Source organism: Mycolicibacterium sp. MU0050 (assembly GCF_963378085.1).
Classification (GTDB): Bacteria; Actinomycetota; Actinomycetes; order Mycobacteriales; family Mycobacteriaceae; genus Mycobacterium; species Mycobacterium wendilense.
The window spans coordinates 2242123-2263408 of record NZ_OY726395.1; the positions used below are offsets into that span (position 1 = coordinate 2242123).

The window sequence follows — 21286 nt, forward strand, 5'->3', positions numbered from 1 at the left end:
CGATGACACTCTTTCGGAGGAATCGCATGACTGGAAACCAGACATCTCGGTGGCGCCGCGCGGCGGTCATCGGGGTGACCAGCGTGGGTTTGGCGCTCGGTTCCCTCGGAGCCGGCGCCGGGACCGCCAATGCCGACGTCCTCGATGAGTTGGCTCAGGAGTACAGCACCGGCGCCGGCGCCGGCCTGGTCGCCAACCTGCTGCGTGCCTCGCTGGAACTGCGGGCCCAGGGCTACAACCCGAAACCGGCCGACCTCGCGGCGATCAAGGCCGCGATGGATCGCGGACCCAACCAGGCACCTCTGGTCGAAGCGCTGAACGGGGCCCTGTCCAATCAGCGCAAGGCGCAGAGCCACGCTTCTCCGTCGCGCGGTCAGTCGCCCATCCAGGTCGGCATCCTGCCCAGCGACAACTGGAACAACCCCAACCCGATGGACCGGACCGGCGGCAACAACGGCAACCCCGTCTTCGAGATGCCCGGTCGGTAACTGTTGACCGCGCTCGACGAGAAGTTGCTGCAGATCCTGGTGTGCCCGGTCGACCGTGGCCCGCTGGTGCACGCCGGTGACGTGCTCTACAACCCGAGGCTGCGCCGCGCCTACCGCATCGACGAGGGGATTCCGGTGCTGCTCGCCGACGAGTCCCGCGCCGTCGACGACGACGAGCACGCCACGCTGATGGGGTCGGCCTAGTTCGTCGGCTGGTCGGTGCAGCACAATCGCAACGGTGAGCGCCGACGCCCTGAGCACTGATCCGCAGGTCGCGGCCCGCCGACTGTTGGGGGCCACCCTCTACGGGCGCGACGCGGCCGCCCTGATCGTCGAGGTCGAGGCCTACGGCGGTGTCCCCGACGGACCGTGGCCCGATCCCGCTGCGCACTCCTTTCGCGGACCCAACGCCCGCAACGAGGTGATGTTCGGCCCGGCCGGACGCCTCTACACCTACCGCAGCCACGGGATCCATGTCTGCGCCAACATCGTCTGCGGACCCGACGGCACCGCCGCCGCCGTGCTGCTCCGGGCCGGCGTGATCATCGCCGGCACCGCGGCGGCCCGGCGGCGCCGCGGCGACGTCGCCGATCGAGCGCTGGCGCGCGGACCTGGAAACCTGTGTTCGGCGTTGGGCATCGCGATGTCCGACAGCGGCCTCGACGTGTTCGACGCGGCCGGCCCGGTCCGGCTCGAGCTCGCCGCGGAGCGGGCGTCGGTGATCAGCGGCCCCCGGGTGGGTGTGAGCAAGGCCGCGGACCGGTCCTGGCGGTTCTGGCTGGCCGAGTACCCGGAAGTTTCCGCATATCGCCGGAGTCCGCGGGCGCCGGCGACCGGCCTCAGCGACTAGCGTCGGCGTCCGTACGGGAAGATCGACACATGGCTTCGATCCTCGATGAGTTGGACTGGCGCGGACTGATCGCGCAGTCGACCGACCGTGACGCTCTTACCCGCCAGTTGACGACGGGGCCGACGACGGTCTATTCGGGCTTCGATCCCACCGGACCCAGCCTGCACGCCGGCCACCTGGTGCCGCTGCTGACATTGCGGCGCTTCCAGCAGGCCGGACACCGGCCCATCGTGCTGGCGGGCGGCGCCACCGGGATGATCGGTGATCCGCGCGACGCCGGGGAGCGCACCCTCAACGATGCCGACACCGTCGCGGACTGGGCCGGGCGCATCCGCGGCCAACTCGAGCGGTTCGTCGAGTTCGACCAGTCGCCGACGGGTGCAGTCGTGGAGAACAACCTGTCGTGGACAGCGGAGCTGTCGGCCATCGAGTTCCTTCGCGACCTGGGCAAGCACTTCTCGGTCAACGTCATGTTGGACCGGGACACGGTGCGGCGACGACTCGAGGGCGACGGCATCTCCTATACGGAGTTCAGCTACATGTTGCTGCAGGCCAACGACTACGTCGAACTGCACCGGCGCTACAACTGCGCACTTCAGATCGGCGGCTCCGACCAATGGGGCAACATCATCGCCGGGGTTCGGCTGGTCCGCCAGAAGCTCGGCGCGAGCGTGCATGCGTTGACGACGCCGCTGGTCACCGACTCGGAGGGCAAGAAGTTCGGTAAGTCCACGGGCGGCGGCAACCTCTGGCTGGATCCGGAGATGACCAGCCCCTATGCGTGGTACCAGTACTTCGTCAACACCGCGGACGCCGACGTGCTGGCTTATCTGCGGTGGTTCACCTTCCTGGGTGCCGAGGACCTCGCCGAACTGGAGGAGGCCACCGCCCAGCGTCCGCACGAGCGGGCGGCCCAGCGCCGGCTGGCCCAGGAACTCACGACGTTGGTGCACGGTGAGGCGGCGACGAGGTCGGTGGAACTGGCCAGCCAGGCGTTGTTCGGCCGGGGCGAGCTGACCGATTTGGACGAGCCCACCCTGGCGGCGGCGCTCACCGAGGCCTCCGTGGCCGAACTCACACCGGGCGGTCCGGATGGCATAGCCGACCTTTTGGTGGCGACGGGACTCTCGGCGAGCAAGGGCGCGGCGCGGCGCACGATCGCCGAGGGCGGCGTCTCGGTCAACAACATTCGGGTCGCCGGCGACGATTGGGTGCCGCAATCCTCGGACTTTCTGTTCGGGCGTTGGCTGGTGCTGCGCCGCGGCAAGCGGAACGTGGCGGGTGTCCGGAAGATCGGAAGTTGATCTTGAAGGTCCGAAAACCGCCTTCTACCAGGCGATTTGACTCCGAGTTTCCAAGCACGTAACTTATCTCTCGTCGCCGCGACACGGCCCAGCCGGAGAGCGCGACGGCTTCCCTGGGAATAACCCTGGATATCAGGGTGTTCCTACTAGTCCGCACTGAAGTCAGCGGCCTTTTGGCCGCGGGTTTCTGCGCGGCTGGCGGGGAGTCACAATCTGGTCTGTTGTTTGAGAACTCAATAGTGTGTTTGGTGGTTTTTGTTTGTTGTTTTTTTGTCTGCCTCTTTTTCCCGTTTAGGGGTGGATGTTTTTGGATGCCAGTTTTGGTGTCTTTTGTTTGTGATCGGATTTTTCTGATTCGAATTCTGCCGGGTTTGTCCCGGGGTTTTTGTTTGGAGAGTTTGATCCTGGCTCAGGACGAACGCTGGCGGCGTGCTTAACACATGCAAGTCGAACGGAAAGGCCCTTTCGGGGGTACTCGAGTGGCGAACGGGTGAGTAACACGTGGGTGATCTGCCCTGCACTTTGGGATAAGCCTGGGAAACTGGGTCTAATACCGAATATGATCACGGGCTTCATGGTCTGTGGTGGAAAGCTTTTGCGGTGTGGGATGGGCCCGCGGCCTATCAGCTTGTTGGTGGGGTAATGGCCTACCAAGGCGACGACGGGTAGCCGGCCTGAGAGGGTGACCGGCCACACTGGGACTGAGATACGGCCCAGACTCCTACGGGAGGCAGCAGTGGGGAATATTGCACAATGGGCGCAAGCCTGATGCAGCGACGCCGCGTGGGGGATGACGGCCTTCGGGTTGTAAACCTCTTTCAGCATCGACGAAGCGCAAGTGACGGTAGATGCAGAAGAAGCACCGGCCAACTACGTGCCAGCAGCCGCGGTAATACGTAGGGTGCGAGCGTTGTCCGGAATTACTGGGCGTAAAGAGCTCGTAGGTGGTTTGTCGCGTTGTCCGTGAAAACTCACAACTCAATTGTGGGCGTGCGGGCGATACGGGCAGGCTAGAGTACTGCAGGGGAGACTGGAATTCCTGGTGTAGCGGTGGAATGCGCAGATATCAGGAGGAACACCGGTGGCGAAGGCGGGTCTCTGGGCAGTAACTGACGCTGAGGAGCGAAAGCGTGGGGAGCGAACAGGATTAGATACCCTGGTAGTCCACGCCGTAAACGGTGGGTACTAGGTGTGGGTTTCCTTCCTTGGGATCCGTGCCGTAGCTAACGCATTAAGTACCCCGCCTGGGGAGTACGGCCGCAAGGCTAAAACTCAAAGGAATTGACGGGGGCCCGCACAAGCGGCGGAGCATGTGGATTAATTCGATGCAACGCGAAGAACCTTACCTGGGTTTGACATGCACAGGACGCCGGCAGAGATGTCGGTTCCCTTGTGGCCTGTGTGCAGGTGGTGCATGGCTGTCGTCAGCTCGTGTCGTGAGATGTTGGGTTAAGTCCCGCAACGAGCGCAACCCTTGTCTCATGTTGCCAGCACGTTATGGTGGGGACTCGTGAGAGACTGCCGGGGTCAACTCGGAGGAAGGTGGGGATGACGTCAAGTCATCATGCCCCTTATGTCCAGGGCTTCACACATGCTACAATGGCCGGTACAAAGGGCTGCGATGCCGTGAGGTGGAGCGAATCCTTTCAAAGCCGGTCTCAGTTCGGATCGGGGTCTGCAACTCGACCCCGTGAAGTCGGAGTCGCTAGTAATCGCAGATCAGCAACGCTGCGGTGAATACGTTCCCGGGCCTTGTACACACCGCCCGTCACGTCATGAAAGTCGGTAACACCCGAAGCCAGTGGCCTAACCCTTCGGGGAGGGAGCTGTCGAAGGTGGGATCGGCGATTGGGACGAAGTCGTAACAAGGTAGCCGTACCGGAAGGTGCGGCTGGATCACCTCCTTTCTAAGGAGCACCACGAGACTTGAGCCCGCCCGCATCGTGTGGGAGTTCGGTGACTCAAGCGATTCGTTGGATGGCCCTTTACCTGTAGTGGGTGGGGGTCTGGTGCACAACAAGCAAAGCTGTATTGACCATGACCGGGATCCAGTCCTTTCGGGGGTTGGGGTTTGTGGTACTGCCAGACACACTGTTGGGTCCTGAGGCAACAGGCCCGTTTTTCTCTGGCCCCTGCGTGGGGTGGGAGGCTTGGTTGTCGCTCCATCTTGGTGGTGGGGTGTGGTGTTTGATTTGTGGATAGTGGTTGCGAGCATCAAGCCGCACATGGGGTGGCCGTCCTGTTTGGGAGGGTCGCTGCTGCATCTCTTCGGGGGTGTGGGTGTGTGGTTTGTTGTGGTGTAATTTCTGATTTTTCTTTGGTTTTGTGTTTGTAAGTGTTTAAGGGCGCATGGTGGATGCCTTGGCACTGGGAGCCGATGAAGGACGTTGGAGGCTGCGATAAGCCTCGGGGAGCTGCCAACCGAGCGTAGATCCGAGGATGTCCGAATGGGGAAACCCGGCACGAGTGATGTCGTGTCACCCGTCACTGAATACATAGGTGGCGGGGGGGAACGCGGGGAAGTGAAACATCTCAGTACCCGTAGGAAGAGAAAACAATTGTGATTCCGTGAGTAGTGGCGAGCGAAAGCGGAGGAGGCTAAACCGCGTGCATGTGATACCCGGCGGGGGTTGTGTGTGTGGTGTTGTGGGGCGTTTCTTCTCAGGTCCGCCGGCCTGGGCGACAGTCAGAAAAGTGTGTGTTAGTCGAAGTGGTCTGGGATGGCCTGCCGTAGAGGGTGAGAGTCCTGTAGGCGAAAACATGCACTCTGTTGTGGAATGTTTCCCCGAGTAGCAGCGGGCCCGTGGAATCTGCTGTGAATCTGCCGGGACCACCCGGTAAGCCTGAATACTTCTCAGTGACCGATAGCGGATTAGTACCGTGAGGGAATGGTGAAAAGTACCCCGGGAGGGGAGTGAAAGAGTACCTGAAACCGTGCGCTTACAATCCGTCAGAGCCCTCGCTTTTAGTGTGGGGTGATGGCGTGCCTTTTGAAGAATGAGCCTGCGAGTCAGGGACATGTCGCGAGGTTAACCCGTGTGGGGTAGCCGTAGCGAAAGCGAGTCTGAATAGGGCGTATCCCCGTCAGGGGTGTAGTGGCGTGTTCTGGACCCGAAGCGGAGTGATCTACCCATGGCCAGGGTGAAGCAGCAGTAAGATGTTGTGGAGGCCCGAACCCACTTAGGTTGAAGACTGAGGGGATGAGTTGTGGGTAGGGGTGAAAGGCCAATCAAACTCCGTGATAGCTGGTTCTCCCCGAAATGCATTTAGGTGCAGCGTCACATGTTTCTTGTTGGAGGTAGAGCTACTGGATGGCCGATGGGCCCTACTAGGTTACTGACGTCAGCCAAACTCCGAATGCCGACAAGGTGAAAGTGTGGCAGTGAGACGGCGGGGGATAAGCTCCGTGCGTCGAGAGGGAAACAGCCCAGATCGCCGGCTAAGGCCCCTAAGCGTGTGCTAAGTGGAAAAGGATGTGCAGTCGCGAAGACAACCAGGAGGTTGGCTTAGAAGCAGCCACCCTTGAAAGAGTGCGTAATAGCTCACTGGTCAAGTGATTGTGCGCCGATAATGTAGCGGGGCTCAAGCACACCGCCGAAGCCGCGGCAACAAGACGTGTTCTTGTTGGGTAGGGGAGCGTCCTGCATTCAGTGAAGCAGCCGGGTGACCGTGTTGTGGAGGGTGCGGGAGTGAGAATGCAGGCATGAGTAGCGATAAGGCAAGTGAGAACCTTGCCCGCCGAAAGACCAAGGGTTCCTGGGCCAGGCCAGTCCGCCCAGGGTGAGTCGGGACCTAAGGCGAGGCCGACAGGCGTAGTCGATGGACAACGGGTTGATATTCCCGTACCCGTGTATGAGCGTCCCTGATGAATCACCGGTACTAACCGCCCAAATGGTTGCTGATCAATCCCTTCGGGGTGCGACGGTGACCGGCTGCGCGGGACCTTCGGTGGTAGTAGTCAAGCGATGGGGTGACGCAGGAAGGTAGCCGTACCAGTCAGTGGTAATACTGGGGCAAGCCTGTAGGACGAGTGATAGGCAAATCCGTCACTCATATGTCTGAGAGGTGATGCATAGCCGATTGAGGCGAATTCGGTGATCCTATGCTGTCGAGAAAAGCCTCTAGCGAGTCCGTACACGGCCCGTACCCCAAACCAACACAGGTGGTCAGGTAGAGAATACTAAGGCGTACGAGTGAACTATGGTTAAGGAACTCGGCAAAATACCCCCGTAACTTCGGGAGAAGGGGGACCTCCTACTGTCATGGCTCTTGCGGCCGGCAGCGGTGGGGGGTGGCACAAACCAGTGAGAAGCGACTGTTTACTAAAAACACAGGTCCGTGCGAAGTCGCAAGACGATGTATACGGACTGACGCCTGCCCGGTGCTGGAAGGTTAAGAGGACCTGTTAACCCTTCGGGGTGAAGCGGAGAATTTAAGCCCCAGTAAACGGCGGTGGTAACTATAACCATCCTAAGGTAGCGAAATTCCTTGTCGGGTAAGTTCCGACCTGCACGAATGGCGTAACGACTTCTCAACTGTCTCAACCATAGACTCGGCGAAATTGCACTACGAGTAAAGATGCTCGTTACGCGCGGCAGGACGAAAAGACCCCGGGACCTTCACTATAGCTTGGTATTGATGTTCGATTCGGTTTGTGTAGGATAGGTGGGAGACTGTGAAGCAGTAACGCCAGTTATTGTGGAGTCGTTGTTGAAATACCACTCTGGTCGTATTGGACCTCTAACCTCGAACCGTATATCCGGTTCAGGGACAGTGCCTGGTGGGTAGTTTAACTGGGGCGGTTGCCTCCTAAAATGTAACGGAGGCGCCCAAAGGTTCCCTCAACCTGGATGGCAATCAGGTGTTGAGTGCAAGTGCACAAGGGAGCTTGACTGTGAGACGTACATGTCAAGCAGGGACGAAAGTCGGGACTAGTGATCCGGCACCCCCGAGTGGAAGGGGTGTCGCTCAACGGATAAAAGGTACCCCGGGGATAACAGGCTGATCTTCCCCAAGAGTCCATATCGACGGGATGGTTTGGCACCTCGATGTCGGCTCGTCGCATCCTGGGGCTGGAGCAGGTCCCAAGGGTTGGGCTGTTCGCCCATTAAAGCGGCACGCGAGCTGGGTTTAGAACGTCGTGAGACAGTTCGGTCTCTATCCGCCGCGCGCGTCAGAAACTTGAGGAAAACTGTCCCTAGTACGAGAGGACCGGGACGGACGAACCTCTGGTGCACCAGTTGTCCCACCAGGGGCACGGCTGGATAGCTACGTTCGGACAGGATAACCGCTGAAAGCATCTAAGCGGGAAACCCCTTCCAAGACCAGGTTTCTCACCCACTAGGTGGGATAAGGCCCCCCGCAGACCACGGGATTGATAGACCAGACCTACAAGCGCAGCAATGCGTGCAGGGAACTGGCACTAACCGGCCGAAAACTTACCAACAACCCACCCCCCAACCGGGGCGGGAAACAACAACCAACATTGTTGAATCGGTAAACAACACCGCAACGCGACGCAACCACACCCACAAATGCAACAAACATTGCACCCCACCACCAAAAACACCTTTCTTGGTGACACACGGTGCCCCCACCGGGACCCCGCCCCCACAAGGGGGGCGACCCCACCACACTGGGCCGGCACCACACAAGAAAATAGAGTTACGGCGGACATAGCGACAGGGAAACGCCCGGTCCCATCCCGAACCCGGAAGCTAAGCCTGTCAGCGCCGATGATACTACCCAACCCGGGTGGAAAAGTAGGACACCGCCGAACACACACATAGAAACACCCCCCACCACCAGGTGGGGGGCGTTTCTATTTCCACAACCATTATCAATACGCCTGTTCTGGCAAATAGAATGGCCGCTGGCGGCGTCACGATTGCGCCCGCTTTCAACGCGGCATTTCATCCCCGATATTTGCGCGGCTTCGAGGTTGATTTCGAGTGAGTGTCAATCCCATTCGGCCCTTCGGCGCCTGGAGCAATTGCCGCAAATGGCGAAATTGTCGATTGATCGGGCCGTTCCGAGGGCGTGACGACAATCCCGTGTTTCCCGATTCCGATTGGCGAATCGTTGCCGGACCCGCGCGGGTCGTATCCTGAATCAATACTTCGTAGCGAAAGGTTCCCAGTGGCTGACAACAGGCAGGGCGGCGAGCAGCGCCCGGCGGGCGGTGCTCGCGGCGGCGGCCCGCGGCGCGACCAGCGTGGTGGGCCGCGTCGGCAGGCGCCCGCCCGCTCGGGTCCCAATCGTGCGCGTCGTGCGCAACCTCAGACCGGCGCCGGCCCTGCGCGCGGGGAGGCCGACGCGGGCGAGAAGCCCCGCGGGCCGGCGATACCACCCGACATCGACGCCAAACAGCTTGCGCCCGAAGTTCGCCGGGAGTTGACCACGCTGGACAAGACCACGGCCGACACCATCGCGCGGCACCTGGTGGCGGCCGGTGAGCTGATCGACGAGGACCCCGAGGCGGCCCTGGCGCACGCGCAGGCGGCCCGGACGCGGTCGGGCCGCATCGCGGCGATCCGGGAGGCCGTCGGCATCGCGGCCTACCGGTGTGGGGACTGGGCCCAGGCGCTGGCCGAACTCCGCGCGGCCCGCCGAATGGGCAGCAAGTCCGCGCTGCTGCCGCTGATCGCGGACTGCGAACGAGGAGTGGGCCGCCCCGAGCGCGCCATCGAATTGGCCCGCAGCCCTGAGGCGGCCGCACTGGAGGGCGACGACGCCGACGAGTTGCGCATCGTCGCGGCCGGCGCTCGCGCCGATCTGGGGCAGCTCGAGCAGGCGTTGGCCGTGCTTGCCTCACCGGCCCCGGACCCGTCCCGCACGGGCCAGACCGCCGCCCGGCTGTTCTACGCCTACGCCGAGGCGCTGCTGGCGCTGGGGCGCAAGGACGAAGCGCTGCAATGGTTCCTGAATTCCGGCCGGGCCGACATCGACGGCGTCACCGACGCCGAAGAGCGGGTCAGCGAGCTGGCCTGACGTGACGACGCTCGCACAACTTCACGACTGCCTGCTGCTCGACCTCGACGGCACGGTGTTCCGCGGCCACGCTCCCACCGAAGACTCCCTCGAAGCACTGGCCACTGCCACGGCGCGGCAGCTGTTCGTCACCAACAACGCCTCGCGCAGCGCCGCCGAGGTCGCCGAGCATCTGCGTGAACTGGGCTTCGATGCGGCCGGCGAAGACGTGGTCACCAGCGCGCAGAGCGCAGCGGGTCTGCTGGCCCAGCAGCTGCCCGCCGGAGCCCACGTGCTGGTGGTCGGCACCGAGGCGCTCGCCGACGAGATCCGCACGGTGGGCCTGGTGCCGGTGCGCAACTTCGCCGACGACCCGGTGGCCGTCGTCCAGGGACATTCGGTGGACACCGGCTGGGCGGTGCTGGCCGAAGCCGCGCTGGCCATCCGGGCCGGGGCGTTGTGGGTGGCCGCCAACGTCGACAAGACGCTGCCGTCGGAACGCGGCCTGCTGCCGGGCAACGGATCCATGGTGGCGGCGTTGCGCACGGCCACCGATGCCGACCCGCAGGTGGCCGGCAAGCCCGCCCCGACGTTGATGGCGGATGCGTTGTCCCGTGGGCAGTTTGACACCCCGCTGGTGGTAGGTGACCGGCTCGACACCGACATCGCGGGTGCGAACGCGGCCGGGCTGCCCAGCCTGATGGTGCTCACCGGCGTCAGCACCGCGCGGGAGGCCGTGCACGCCATCCCCGCCGAGCGGCCCACCTTCATCGCCGAGACCCTGGCCGGGTTGCACGCCGCGGCCGACCACTTGTCGGTGCGCGCCCAGCCGGCCTGGCGGATCAACCACGACGACGGCGTCGTGACGGTCCACACGGCCGGGCACGACGACAGCGCCGACGGGCTGGGCATCGTCCGCGCGACCGCCCGGGCCGTCTGGGAGTCCGGACTCGACCGGGTCAGCATCCGGGCCGGCGACGACACCGCGGAGGCCGCGCTGCGGCGCTGGGCGTTGTTGGACCCGGCCATCGACTAGCGTGGGGGCCGAAATGGCTACCGACCCGAACCAGATCCGCGCGCAGATCGATGAACTGCTCGCCTCGCTGCCGACCACCCCTGACGATGGGCAGACCATGGACCAGGGCGGCGAACTGGACATCGACGAGATCGCGCGGCGCCTCGAGGAGGCCCACGACGTGTTGGTCCGGGCCCTGGAATCGGTGGAGAAGGGCTGAACGCACCGTGGCGCGGCGTATGCGAGTGGACGCCGAGCTGGTCCGGCGGGGACTGGCGCGGTCCCGTCAACAGGCCGCCGAGCTGATCGGCGCCGGACGGGTCAGCATCGACGGGATGCCCGCCTCCAAGCCGGCCACCGCAGTCACCGCCGAGACCACGCTCAAGGTCGCCGACGTCGGGGAGCGCAGCTGGGTCTCGCGCGGGGCCCACAAGCTGATCGGCGCCCTCGACGTCTTCGGTATCGACGTCGGCGGCCGTCGGTGCCTGGACGCCGGCGCGTCCACCGGCGGGTTCACCGAGGTGCTGCTGGACCGCGGCGCCCGCGAGGTGGTCGCCGTCGACGTCGGGTACGGGCAGCTGGCCTGGCCGCTGCGCTCCGACGAGCGCGTCGTCGTCGTCGAACGGACCAATGTGCGCGAGCTGACCCCGGAAACGATCGGCGGCCAGGTGGATCTCGTCGTCGCGGATCTGTCCTTCATCTCGCTGGCCACGGTGTTACCCGCACTCGCCGCATGTGCCGCCGAGTCCGCCGATATCGTTCCCATGGTGAAGCCACAGTTCGAGGTCGGCAAGGGGCAGGTGGGGGCCGGGGGTGTGGTCCAAGACCCCGCCCTGCGCACCAGTGCGGTGCTGTCGGTGGCGCGCCGGGCCGCAGACCTGCGCTGGTACACCATGGCGGCGACGGCCAGCCCGTTGCCGGGTCCGTCCGGCAACGTGGAGTACTTTCTGTGGCTGCGCTCCGATCCCGAGCGCGCGTTGCACGATCAGCAGCTGGAAGCCGCCATCGCGCGGTCGGTCGATGAAGGGCCGCAATGACCTCTCAACGTACTGTCCTGTTGGTCGTGCACACCGGTCGCGAGAACGCCACCGCCGTGGCGCGCCATGTGGAAAAGGTGCTGGGCGACAACGGCATTGCGCTACGCGTGCTTTCGGCCGAGGCCGTCGATCGCGGCACGCTGCGGCTGGCGCCCGAGGACATGCGGGCCCGCGGCGTGGAGATCGACGTCGTCGACGCCGACGAGAACGCCGCCAAGGGCTGCGAATTGGTGATGGTGCTCGGCGGCGACGGGACCTTCCTGCGGGCCGCCGAGTTGGCGCGCAACGCCGACATCCCGGTGCTGGGCGTCAACCTCGGGCGGATCGGGTTTCTCGCCGAGGCGGAGGCCGACGCGATCGACACCGTGCTCGACCACGTCATCAACCGCGGCTACCGGGTCGAGACGAGGATGACGCTGGACATCGTGGTGACCGTCGGGGGTGAGGTGGTCAACCGCGGTTGGGCGCTCAACGAGGCCAGTCTGGAGAAGCGCCCCCGGCTGGGGGTGCTCGGTGTGGTGGTCGAGGTGGACGGGCGCCCGGTGTCGGAGTTCGGTTGCGACGGCGTGCTGGTGTCGACGCCCACGGGATCGACGGCCTACGCCTTCTCGGCCGGCGGGCCGGTGCTCTGGCCGGATCTGGAGGCAATCCTGGTGGTGCCCAACAACGCCCACGCCCTGTTTGCGCGGCCGATGGTCACCAGCCCGGAGGCCACCATCGCGGTGGAACTCGAGCGCGACGGGCACGACGCGCTGGTGTTCTGCGACGGCCGGCGTGAGATGCCGCTGCCCACCGGTAGCCGCCTCGAGGTGACCCGATCGGCCAAACCGGTCAAGTGGATTCGGCTCGACAGCGCTCCGTTCACCGACCGGCTGGTGCGCAAGTTCCGCCTGCCCGTCACCGGCTGGCGTGGGAAGTAGCCCGTGCTCTCCGAGATCCGAATCGAATCGCTGGGCGCCATCAAGGCCGCCGACGCGGAGTTCGACCGTGGCCTGACGGTGCTCACCGGCGAGACCGGCACCGGCAAAACGATGGTGGTGACGGGGCTGCACCTGCTCGGTGGCGCCCGCGCGGACGCCAACCGGGTGCGCTCCGGGGCCGCCCGCGCCGTCGTGGAGGGGCGTTTCAGCACCACCGACATCGGCGCCGACCTGGCCGCCCAGGTCGACGAGATCCTCGACGCCTCGGGGGCCGAGCGCGACGAGGACGGCAGCGTGATCGCGCTGCGATCGGTCAGCCGCGAGGGGCCGTCGCGGGCCTACCTGGGTGGGCGCAGCGTGCCGGCGAAGTCGCTGAGTACCTTCACCGCGCAACTGCTGACGCTGCACGGACAGAACGACCAGCTGCGGCTGATGCGTTCCGACGAGCAACGGGCCGCGCTGGACCGGTTCGCCGACGTCACCGATGCGCTGCGGCGCTACCGGAAGCTGCGCGAGGAATGGTTGCAGGCCCGCCGCGATCTGGCCGAGCGGACCAACAGCGCGCGCGAATTGGCCCAGGAATCCGACCGACTGCTCTTCGCGCTCGAGGAGATCGACGGGATCGACCCGAGCCCGGGCGAGGACGACGCGCTGGTGGCGGACATCAAGCGGCTGTCCGAGCTCGACGCGCTGCGGGAGTCGGCCACGGCTGCGCGGCTGTCGCTGGCCGGCGGCGACGAGGCCGACGGGGCGGAGCCCTCGGCCTCGGCGGCCCAGCTGGTCGCCCAGGCCAAGGCCGCGCTCGAGGCCACCGACGACGCGGTCCTGCAAGCACTGGGCGGGCAGCTGACCGATGCGCTGACGGTCGTCGAGGACGTGGCCCGCGAGGTGGGCGGCTATCTGGGCGAACTCCCCACCGATGCGAGCACGCTGGAGACCAAGCTGGCGCGGCAGGCCGAACTGCGGACGCTGACCCGCAAGTACGCCCCCGACATCGACGGCGTGTTGGCGTGGGCCGGTCAGGCGCGCGATCGGCTGGCGCAACTCGACGTCTCCGAGGAGGCGTTGGCGGGTCTGCAGCAGCGCGTCGACGAGAGCGCCGCGCGGCTGGCCGACGTGGCCGCCGAGCTGACCCGCACCCGCACCAAGGCCGCCAAACGGCTGGCCAAGGCCGTGACCACGGAGTTGGCCGGGTTGGCGATGGCGCAGGCGGAGTTCACCATCGACGTGACACCGATGCTCGTCGGGCCCGAGGACTCGGCGCCGTTGACGCTGAGCTCCGGTGCGACGGTGCACGCCGGATCGGCCGGGGTGGACGCGGTCGAGTTCGGCTTCACCGCCCATCGGGGCAGTACCGTGCTGCCGCTGACCAAGAGCGCGTCCGGCGGTGAACTCTCCCGCGTCATGCTGGCGCTGGAAGTGGTTCTGGCCGCCTCGGCGGAGGGCACCACGATGGTGTTCGACGAGGTGGACGCCGGCGTCGGCGGACGGGCCGCGGTGCAGATCGGCCGGCGGTTGGCGCGGTTGGCCCGCACCCACCAGGTCATCGTCGTCACGCACTTGCCGCAGGTGGCCGCCTATGCCGACACCCACCTGGTGGTGGATGCGCTGGCGCGGGACGGCTCCAGCCGGGTCCGACGACTCGACGACGACGAGCGGGTGGCGGAGTTGGCGCGGATGCTGGCCGGGTTGGGGGAGTCCGACACCGGTCGGGCGCATGCCCGCGAGCTGCTGGAGGCCGCGCAGCAGGATCGGGCGCCGTCGTCCTGATCGGGCGGTGGGCCTTCGAGGAGACCCCGGACCGGTTGTCGGCCGATTCGGTTGTCCACGTAGGAACACTTTCGGCGGCGTGCGGTGTTCCTGGGTGGACAACAGAACTGCCGAGGTCGGAGAGGCCCGCCGGACATATCAGCCCAAGCTCTCGTTTCTGTTGCAGATGTGACGCAATGTGACTTCTGAGGCGCAAGTTACGGCGCGCCTCCCCGGCCCGATCGCGTTTCCCCTACAGAATCGGCTGTCATGAGGATGGCAGCGCTTCTCTCTCGCAACAGCAATTCTCGACCCGGTGTGGTGGGCACGGCGCGGGTGGACCGCGACATCGACCGCCTGCTGCGCAGAGTGGAGCCCGGGGACATCGTCGTGCTCGACGTGCTGGACCTGGACCGGGTCACCGCCGACGCGCTGATCGAAGCCAACATCGCCGGGGTGGTCAACGCCTCCCCGTCGATCTCCGGTCGCTATCCCAACCTCGGGCCGGAGGTGCTGGTGACCAACGGCATCGCGCTCATCGACGAGACCGGTCCGGAGGTGTTCAAGAAGGTCAAGGACGGCGCCCGTATCCGCCTGCACAACGGCGGCGTGTACTCCGGTGATCGCCGCCTGATCCTCGGCGTCGAGCGGACCGACGAAGAGATCGTCGAGAAGATGCACGAGGCCAAGAGCGGGTTGGTCAGTCACCTGGAGGCCTTCGCCGGCAACACCATCGAGTTCATCCGCAGTGAGAGCCCGTTGCTGATCGACGGCATCGGGATCCCGGACATCGATGTGGACCTGCGCCGGCGGCACGTCGTCGTGGTCGCCGAGGAGCCCAACGCGGCCGACGACCTCAAGGGCCTCAAGCCGTTCATCAAGGAGTACCAGCCGGTGCTCATCGGCGTCGGCACCGGTGCCGATCTGCTGCGCAAGGCCGGCTACCGGCCGCAGTTGATTGTCGGCGACCCCGAACAGATGAGCGCCGATGTGCTCAAATCCGGTGCGCAGGTGGTCATTCCGGCCGACGCCGACGGACACGCGCCCGGCCTGGAACGCATTCAGGACCTCGGCGTGGGTGCCATGACGTTCCCGGCGGCGGGCTCGGCGGCGGACCTGGCGCTGCTGCTGGCCGACCATCACGGTGCCGCGCTGATCGTCACTGCCGGTCACACCGCGAGCATCGAGGAGTTCTTCGACCGCACCCGGCAGCAGAGCAACCCGTCGACCTTCCTGACCCGGCTCAAGGTGGGGGAGAAGTTGGTGGACGCCAAGGCCGTCGCCACCCTGTACCGCAGCCGGATCTCCGGCGGCTCGGTGGCCATGCTGGTGCTGGCGATGCTGATCGCCGTCATCGTCGCGCTGTGGGTGTCGCGGACGGACACTGTGGTGCTCGAATGGCTCACGCAGTACTGGAACCAGTTCACGCTGTGGGTGCAGGGCTGGGTGACCTAGCGTGATATCGCTTCGCTCCCACGCTATCTCGCTGGCGGCCGTGTTCCTGGCCTTGGCGGTCGGGGTGGTGCTGGGCTCGGGTCTGCTCTCGGACACGTTGCTGTCGGGGCTGCGTGCGGAAAAACGCGACCTGCAGGGGCAGATCAACGCGCTGACCGACGACAAGAACGCGCTCAACGAACGGCTGCGCGCCGCCAACGACTTCGACACCCAGGTGGCGCCCCGGATCGTGCGGGACGCCCTGGCCGGCAAGTCGGTGGTGCTGTTCCACACCCCCGACGCCAACGAGCACGACCTCGACGCCGTGCAGCGGGTCGTCGAGCAGGCCGGCGGCGCGGTTACCGGCGGCATCGAGCTCACCCAGGAATTCGTCGACGCCAACTCCGCCGAGAAGCTCAAGACGGTGGTGAACTCGCCCATTCTGCCGGCGGGCACCCAACTGAGCACCACGCTGGTCGATCAGGGATCGCAGGCCGGCGACCTGCTGGGCATCGCGATGCTGATCAACCGCGATCCCAAGGCCCCGCGGGTCGACGACCTGCAGCGACAGACCGTGCTGGCCGCACTGCGCGACACCGGCTTCGTGAACTATGCCGGGGACAACGTGGGCGCCGCGGACACCGCGGTGATCGTCACCGGCGGGCCGCTCGGCGACGACGCCGGCAATCAGGGGGCCACGGTGGCCCGGTTCGCCGCCGCGATGGCGCCGCACGGGTCGGGGACGGTGCTGGCCGGCCGGCACGGCTCGGCGACGGGCACCGGAGCGGTGGCGGTGCTGCGCTCCGACAGCGGTCTGACGGCCGCGGTCAGTTCGGTCGACGACATCGACTCCGAGTCCGGCCGTATCACCGCCGTGCTCGGGCTGCAGGACCTGATCAACGGCGGCAAGCCGGGTCAGTACGGCGTGGGGCAGGGCGCCACGGCCCTGACCGTCCGTCAGTAACCTCGGCGCGTCAGCAACGACTTCCCCGGGTCGGTGTTAAGGTGAACTTCCGTGGGTCAGCAGGCCCAGCTCGCCCTGCTCCAGCACCACGGAGGTTGCACTTGCCATCGCTACGCAGGCATCCAAACACCACGACCAAGCACCTCTTCGTCAGCGGTGGTGTCGCGTCTTCACTCGGTAAGGGGTTGACCGCCAGTAGCCTGGGGCAGCTTCTCACCGCGCGGGGACTGCAGGTGACGATGCAGAAGCTCGACCCGTACCTCAACGTCGACCCCGGCACCATGAACCCGTTCCAACACGGCGAGGTGTTCGTGACCGAGGACGGCGCCGAGACCGACCTCGATGTCGGGCACTACGAGCGGTTCCTCGACCGAAATCTGTCGGGCTCGGCGAACGTCACCACCGGTCAGGTGTACTCGACGGTGATCGCCAAGGAGCGCCGCGGCGAGTATCTCGGTGACACCGTGCAGGTGATCCCGCACATCACCGACGAGATCAAGAACCGGATCCTGGAGATGGCCGATCCGGACGCCGACGGCAACCGCCCCGACGTGGTGATCACCGAAATCGGCGGCACGGTAGGCGATATCGAGTCGCTGCCGTTCCTCGAGGCCGCGCGCCAGGTGCGGCACGAGGTGGGCCGGGAGAACTGCTTCTTCCTGCACGTCTCGCTGGTGCCGTTCCTGAAGCCCTCCGGCGAGCTGAAGACCAAGCCCACCCAGCATTCGGTGGCGGCGCTGCGCAGCATCGGCATCACGCCGGATGCGCTGATCCTGCGCTGCGACCGGGACGTGCCCGAGGGTCTGAAGAACAAGATCGCCCTGATGTGTGACGTCGACATCGACGGGGTGATCTCCACCCCGGACGCGCCGTCGATCTACGACATCCCCAAGGTGCTGCACCGTGAGGAGCTCGACGCCTACGTGGTGCGCCGGCTGAACCTGCCGTTCCGCGATGTGGAGTGGACGCAGTGGAACGACCTGCTCGAACGGGTGCACGAACCGCACGAGACGGTGCGAATTGCGTTGGTGGGCAAGTACATCGACCTCTCCGACGCCTACCTGTCGGTGGCCGAGGCGTTGCGTGCGGGCGGCTTCAAGCACCGGACCCGGGTGGAGATCAGGTGGGTGGCCTCCGACGACTGCGAGACCGATGCGGGCGCCGCGGCCGCCCTCGACGACGTGCACGGGGTGCTGATCCCCGGCGGGTTCGGAATCCGCGGTATCGAAGGCAAGATCGGTGCCATCCGCTATGCCCGGCACCGCGGCCTGCCGCTGTTCGGGCTGTGTTTGGGGCTGCAGTGCATCGTCATCGAGGCGGCCCGGTCGGTGGGTCTGACCGAGGCCAGCTCGGCGGAGTTCGAACCCGACACCCCGGATCCCGTCATCGCGACGATGGCCGGTCAGGAGGAGATTGTCGCCGGTGAGGCCGACCTCGGCGGAACCATGCGGCTGGGCGCGTACCCCGCTGTGCTGCAAGAGAATTCGATCGTGGCCGAGGCCTACGGCAGCGTGGAGGTCTCCGAACGGCACCGGCATCGCTACGAGGTCAACAACTCCTATCGGGACAAGATCGCCGAGAGCGGCCTGCTGTTCTCCGGCACCTCGCCGGACGGCAAGCTGGTCGAGTTCGTCGAGTACCCCCGCGACGTGCACCCGTTCCTGGTGGGCACCCAGGCCCACCCGGAGCTGAAGAGCCGGCCCACCCGTCCGCACCCGCTGTTCGCCGCGTTCGTCGGGGCGGCCATGGATTACAAGGCGGCCGAACGGCTTCCCGTCGAACTACCGGAGCACCGAGCCAACGGAGCCGAGCACGAGGACGCCGACCCGTTGATCCCAGAGTCCGCATCCCGTGGGTGACCACGGGTTCGACACCGTTTCCAGCGAAACCCTGTTCACTGGAAAGATCTTCGCCCTGCGCGCTGACGAGGTGTCGATGCCCGGCGGCACGGTGGCCCGACGCGAGGTCATCGAACACTACGGCGCGGTGGCCGTCGTCGCGCTCGATGACCAGGACAACGTCGTGCTCGTCCACCAATACCGCCACGCGCTGGGCCGACGGCTGTGGGAACTGCCCGCCGGACTGCTCGACGAGTACGGCGAGCCGCCGCAGTCGACCGCCGCGCGCGAACTCGCCGAGGAGGCGGGCCTGACGGCCGCCGAGTGGGCGGTGCTGGTCGACGTCGACTCCGCGCCCGGGTTCAGCGACGAAAGCGTGCGCATCTACCTGGTGACCGGCCTGACCGAAGTGCAACGTCCCGAGGCCACCCATGAGGAAGCCGACATGACGGTGACGCGCGTCCCCCTGGCGGAGGCGGTCGCGCGGGTGTTCTCCGGCGACATCGTCAATGCGCTTGCCGTCGCGGGCATTCTGGCCGCCCACGCGGTGCGCAACGGGCACGCCCAGACCCGCCCGGTCACCGCGGACTGGCCGGATCGGCCCTGGCGCTTCGCGCAGCGGCAGCGATCGGCGGCCGGGCGGTGACGACGTTCCAAACCGCGCTGGACGGTCAGCTGCAGGGGTATCTGGACCACCTGACCATCGAGCGTGGCGTCGCGGCGAACACCCTGAGTTCCTACCGGCGCGACCTGCGGCGCTATCACCAACATCTGCAGTCGCGCGGTATCGAGGACTTGGCCGCGGTGACCGAGACCGACGTCAGCGAGTTCCTGGTAGCCCTGCGCCTCGGCGACCCCGACGCCGGCGTGCCGGCGCTGTCGGCGGTGTCGGCCACCCGCGCGTTGATCGCCGTCCGGGGACTGCACCGATTCGCCACCGCCGAGGGCATCACCGAGACCGACGTGGCGCGGTCGGTCAAGCCGCCGTCCGCGTCCCGGCGGCTGCCCAAGGCGTTGACCCTCGACGAGGTGCTGGCGCTGCTCGAAGGCGCGGGCGGGGACAGCGAGACCGACGGGCCGCTGACGCTGCGCAACCGGGCCCTACTGGAGCTGCTCTACTCCACCGGCGCCCGGATTTCCGAGGCGGTCGGCCTGGATCTCGACGACGTCGACACGCAGGCCCGCTCGGTGCTGCTGCGCGGCAAAGGCGGCAAGCAGCGGCTGGTGCCGGTGGGGCGGCCGGCCGTGGCCGCGCTGGACGCGTTCCTGGTGCGCGGCCGCCCCGACCTGGCTCGCCGCGGCCGCGGCACCCCGGCGATCTTTCTGAATGCGCGCGGCGGGCGGTTGTCTCGGCAGAGCGCGTGGCAGGTACTGCAGGACAGCGCGGAGCGGGCCGGGATCACCACCGCGGTGTCCCCGCACACACTTCGACACTCGTTCGCCACCCACCTCCTCGACGGCGGTGCCGACGTCCGCGTCGTGCAGGAACTGCTGGGGCACGCCTCGGTGACCACCACGCAGATCTACACCATGGTCACCGTGCACGCGCTGCGTGAGGTGTGGGCCGGGGCGCATCCGCGCGCCCGTTAACGGCGTCAGCCCAGGAATTCGGACTCGAGCACCAGGTCGCGCAGCACGTTCTGGTATTCGGCGTGCGTCGGATGCTCCACCGTGCGCCAGCGCCGCCCCTGCTGCTCGGTCATGTAGGCCCGGTACTCCGGGGCGCCCGGGATCTTGACGTTGTCGGCAACGACGATCGCACCGGGATGCAGCCAGCCGCGCTCCAGGATGCTCTGCAGGTCGGGCAGGTAGGCATCCTTGGCGTGGTCGATGAACAGTAGGTCGAGGGCGCCGGGGCCGAACTCGGGCAGGGCGGCCAGCGCGTCCAGCGTGTGCCCGCCGTCGCCGAGCGTGCCGACCACGCAGGTCACCCGGTCGGCGACGCCGGCGTGTGCCCAGATCCGTCTGGCTGCCGCGGCGTTGTCGGCCGACAGTTCCACCGAGTACACCCGCGCTCGCGGCGCCGCGCAGGCGATCCGCAGCGCCCCGTACCCGACGTAGGTGCCCAACTCGAGCGCTAGTGCGGGGTCGGCCCGGCGGACCGCGGCGTCGAGCAGCGCGCCCTTCTCCTCACCGATGTTGATCAGAAACGACTTGGTGTAGGCGAAGCGGTCGATGGTGGCCAGGACGTCCTCGGGGTCACCGGCGCGCGCGTGCGCCACTACGTAGTCGGCGGCGGCGTCCTCGCGCCCGTCGCCGACCTGGCCGGTCCTGGGAATGTTGCGCACGCCCATCGCCATGCGCCAGAAGGACCAGCGAAGGAAGGGAAGTCGGCGTTGCCAGCTCATTGCCGACGACGATATCGGCCGAAGGACGTAGGCGGAAGGGCTGCGCGTGCAGCAACGCCTTTGGCGGCGGTGCGGTCGGGTTCCCGCTCCGGGCTGCGCGGGGCGGGCGCGATTGACGGATCCGCAAAATCGCCGCTCGCGTTCGGATTTGCCGAAACTGACATGCCAAGATTTCGGTCGTGGCCCGGGTCGGGTAATCCGCTCTGACAGGCTCTGCCCCGAGGGCGGTGCAATTGGCAAAAATGCAGGTAGATGGCAGTCTGCGGCAGCGGGTCCGCCCACGACTCCTTGAGTCTGCAAGTACTGCCGGAGTCGGGTCTCGATACCCGATGTTTTAGCCGTGTCGCGGTTGTAATGTGTGGCACGCGAG

At 66.1% G+C, this 21286-nt stretch carries 16 protein-coding genes and 3 rRNA genes; 18 read left to right on the top strand and 1 reads right to left on the bottom strand.

All coding sequences use genetic code 11. The annotated features are described in order from the left end of the window. Positions 1 to 26 precede the first annotated feature (26 nt). From R2K23_RS10495 to xerD, 18 genes are all read left to right on the top strand, one after another. On the top strand, positions 27 to 488 hold the full coding sequence (locus R2K23_RS10495) for a hypothetical protein (RefSeq protein WP_316516475.1): 462 nt from the start codon (positions 27 to 29) through the stop codon (positions 486 to 488). Between the two features lie 3 nt (positions 489 to 491). Next, on the top strand, positions 492 to 692 hold the full coding sequence (locus R2K23_RS10500; protein WP_316516476.1) for a Trm112 family protein: 201 nt from the start codon (positions 492 to 494) through the stop codon (positions 690 to 692). 34 nt (positions 693 to 726) lie between these two features. Then, positions 727 to 1338, top strand: a complete 612-nt coding sequence (locus R2K23_RS10505; RefSeq protein ID WP_316516477.1) for a DNA-3-methyladenine glycosylase — start codon at positions 727 to 729, stop codon at positions 1336 to 1338. A gap of 29 nt (positions 1339 to 1367) precedes the next feature. Next, positions 1368 to 2642 carry a tyrosine--tRNA ligase gene (tyrS, locus tag R2K23_RS10510; protein WP_316516479.1) on the top strand — a complete coding sequence of 425 codons (1275 nt, stop codon included), beginning with the start codon at positions 1368 to 1370 and terminating at the stop codon, positions 2640 to 2642. A 386-nt stretch (positions 2643 to 3028) separates the two neighbouring features. Then, positions 3029 to 4549: ribosomal RNA gene (locus tag R2K23_RS10515) — 16S ribosomal RNA — on the top strand. Between the two features lie 422 nt (positions 4550 to 4971). Further along, a 23S ribosomal RNA gene (locus R2K23_RS10520) occupies positions 4972 to 8088 on the top strand. Positions 8089 to 8307: 219 nt separating this feature from the next. Further along, positions 8308 to 8421, top strand: a 5S ribosomal RNA gene (gene rrf, locus R2K23_RS10525). Together the 16S, 23S and 5S rRNA genes form the textbook arrangement of a ribosomal RNA operon. Before the next feature lie 359 nt (positions 8422 to 8780). Then, a complete protein-coding gene (locus R2K23_RS10530) occupies positions 8781 to 9632 on the top strand; it encodes a tetratricopeptide repeat protein (RefSeq protein WP_316516481.1) in 852 nt (283 codons plus the stop codon). A 1-nt stretch (position 9633) separates the two neighbouring features. Continuing rightward, positions 9634 to 10647 (top strand): HAD-IIA family hydrolase, encoded by a 1014-nt coding sequence (locus R2K23_RS10535; protein WP_316516482.1) that lies wholly within the window; start codon positions 9634 to 9636, stop codon positions 10645 to 10647. Between the two features lie 13 nt (positions 10648 to 10660). Further along, positions 10661 to 10846 carry a hypothetical protein gene (locus R2K23_RS10540; protein ID WP_316516484.1) on the top strand — a complete coding sequence of 62 codons (186 nt, stop codon included), beginning with the start codon at positions 10661 to 10663 and terminating at the stop codon, positions 10844 to 10846. 7 nt (positions 10847 to 10853) lie between these two features. Further along, a complete protein-coding gene (locus tag R2K23_RS10545; protein WP_316516485.1) occupies positions 10854 to 11663 on the top strand; it encodes a TlyA family RNA methyltransferase in 810 nt (269 codons plus the stop codon). Next, positions 11660 to 12583: an NAD kinase gene (locus R2K23_RS10550; RefSeq protein WP_316516487.1), complete on the top strand. Its 924-nt coding sequence runs from the start codon at positions 11660 to 11662 to the stop codon at positions 12581 to 12583. The genes R2K23_RS10545 and R2K23_RS10550 overlap by 4 nt, the downstream gene beginning before the upstream one ends. 3 nt (positions 12584 to 12586) lie before the next feature. Continuing rightward, positions 12587 to 14353, top strand: a complete 1767-nt coding sequence (recN, locus tag R2K23_RS10555) for a DNA repair protein RecN (protein ID WP_316516488.1) — start codon at positions 12587 to 12589, stop codon at positions 14351 to 14353. A 249-nt stretch (positions 14354 to 14602) separates the two neighbouring features. Continuing rightward, the gene (gene steA, locus R2K23_RS10560) at positions 14603 to 15787 is read left to right on the top strand and encodes a putative cytokinetic ring protein SteA (protein WP_316516491.1); all 1185 of its coding nucleotides are present in this window, start codon (positions 14603 to 14605) and stop codon (positions 15785 to 15787) included. A gap of 1 nt (position 15788) precedes the next feature. Beyond that, positions 15789 to 16730 (top strand): copper transporter, encoded by a 942-nt coding sequence (locus R2K23_RS10565; RefSeq protein WP_316516493.1) that lies wholly within the window; start codon positions 15789 to 15791, stop codon positions 16728 to 16730. Positions 16731 to 16831: 101 nt separating this feature from the next. After that, positions 16832 to 18589, top strand: a complete 1758-nt coding sequence (locus R2K23_RS10570; RefSeq protein ID WP_316516495.1) for a CTP synthase — start codon at positions 16832 to 16834, stop codon at positions 18587 to 18589. After that, the gene (locus R2K23_RS10575) at positions 18582 to 19214 is read left to right on the top strand and encodes an NUDIX hydrolase (protein ID WP_316516496.1); all 633 of its coding nucleotides are present in this window, start codon (positions 18582 to 18584) and stop codon (positions 19212 to 19214) included. The genes R2K23_RS10570 and R2K23_RS10575 overlap by 8 nt, the downstream gene beginning before the upstream one ends. Then, positions 19211 to 20158, top strand: coding sequence for a site-specific tyrosine recombinase XerD (gene xerD, locus R2K23_RS10580; RefSeq protein WP_316516497.1), 948 nt, complete (start codon positions 19211 to 19213; stop codon positions 20156 to 20158). Before R2K23_RS10575 ends, xerD begins: the two co-directional genes overlap by 4 nt. Positions 20159 to 20163: 5 nt before the next feature. Here the strand turns inward: xerD and R2K23_RS10585 are convergent, their stop codons facing one another. Beyond that, positions 20164 to 20916: an O-methyltransferase gene (locus R2K23_RS10585; RefSeq protein ID WP_316516499.1), complete on the bottom strand. Its 753-nt coding sequence runs from the start codon at positions 20914 to 20916 to the stop codon at positions 20164 to 20166. Positions 20917 to 21286 lie beyond the last annotated feature (370 nt).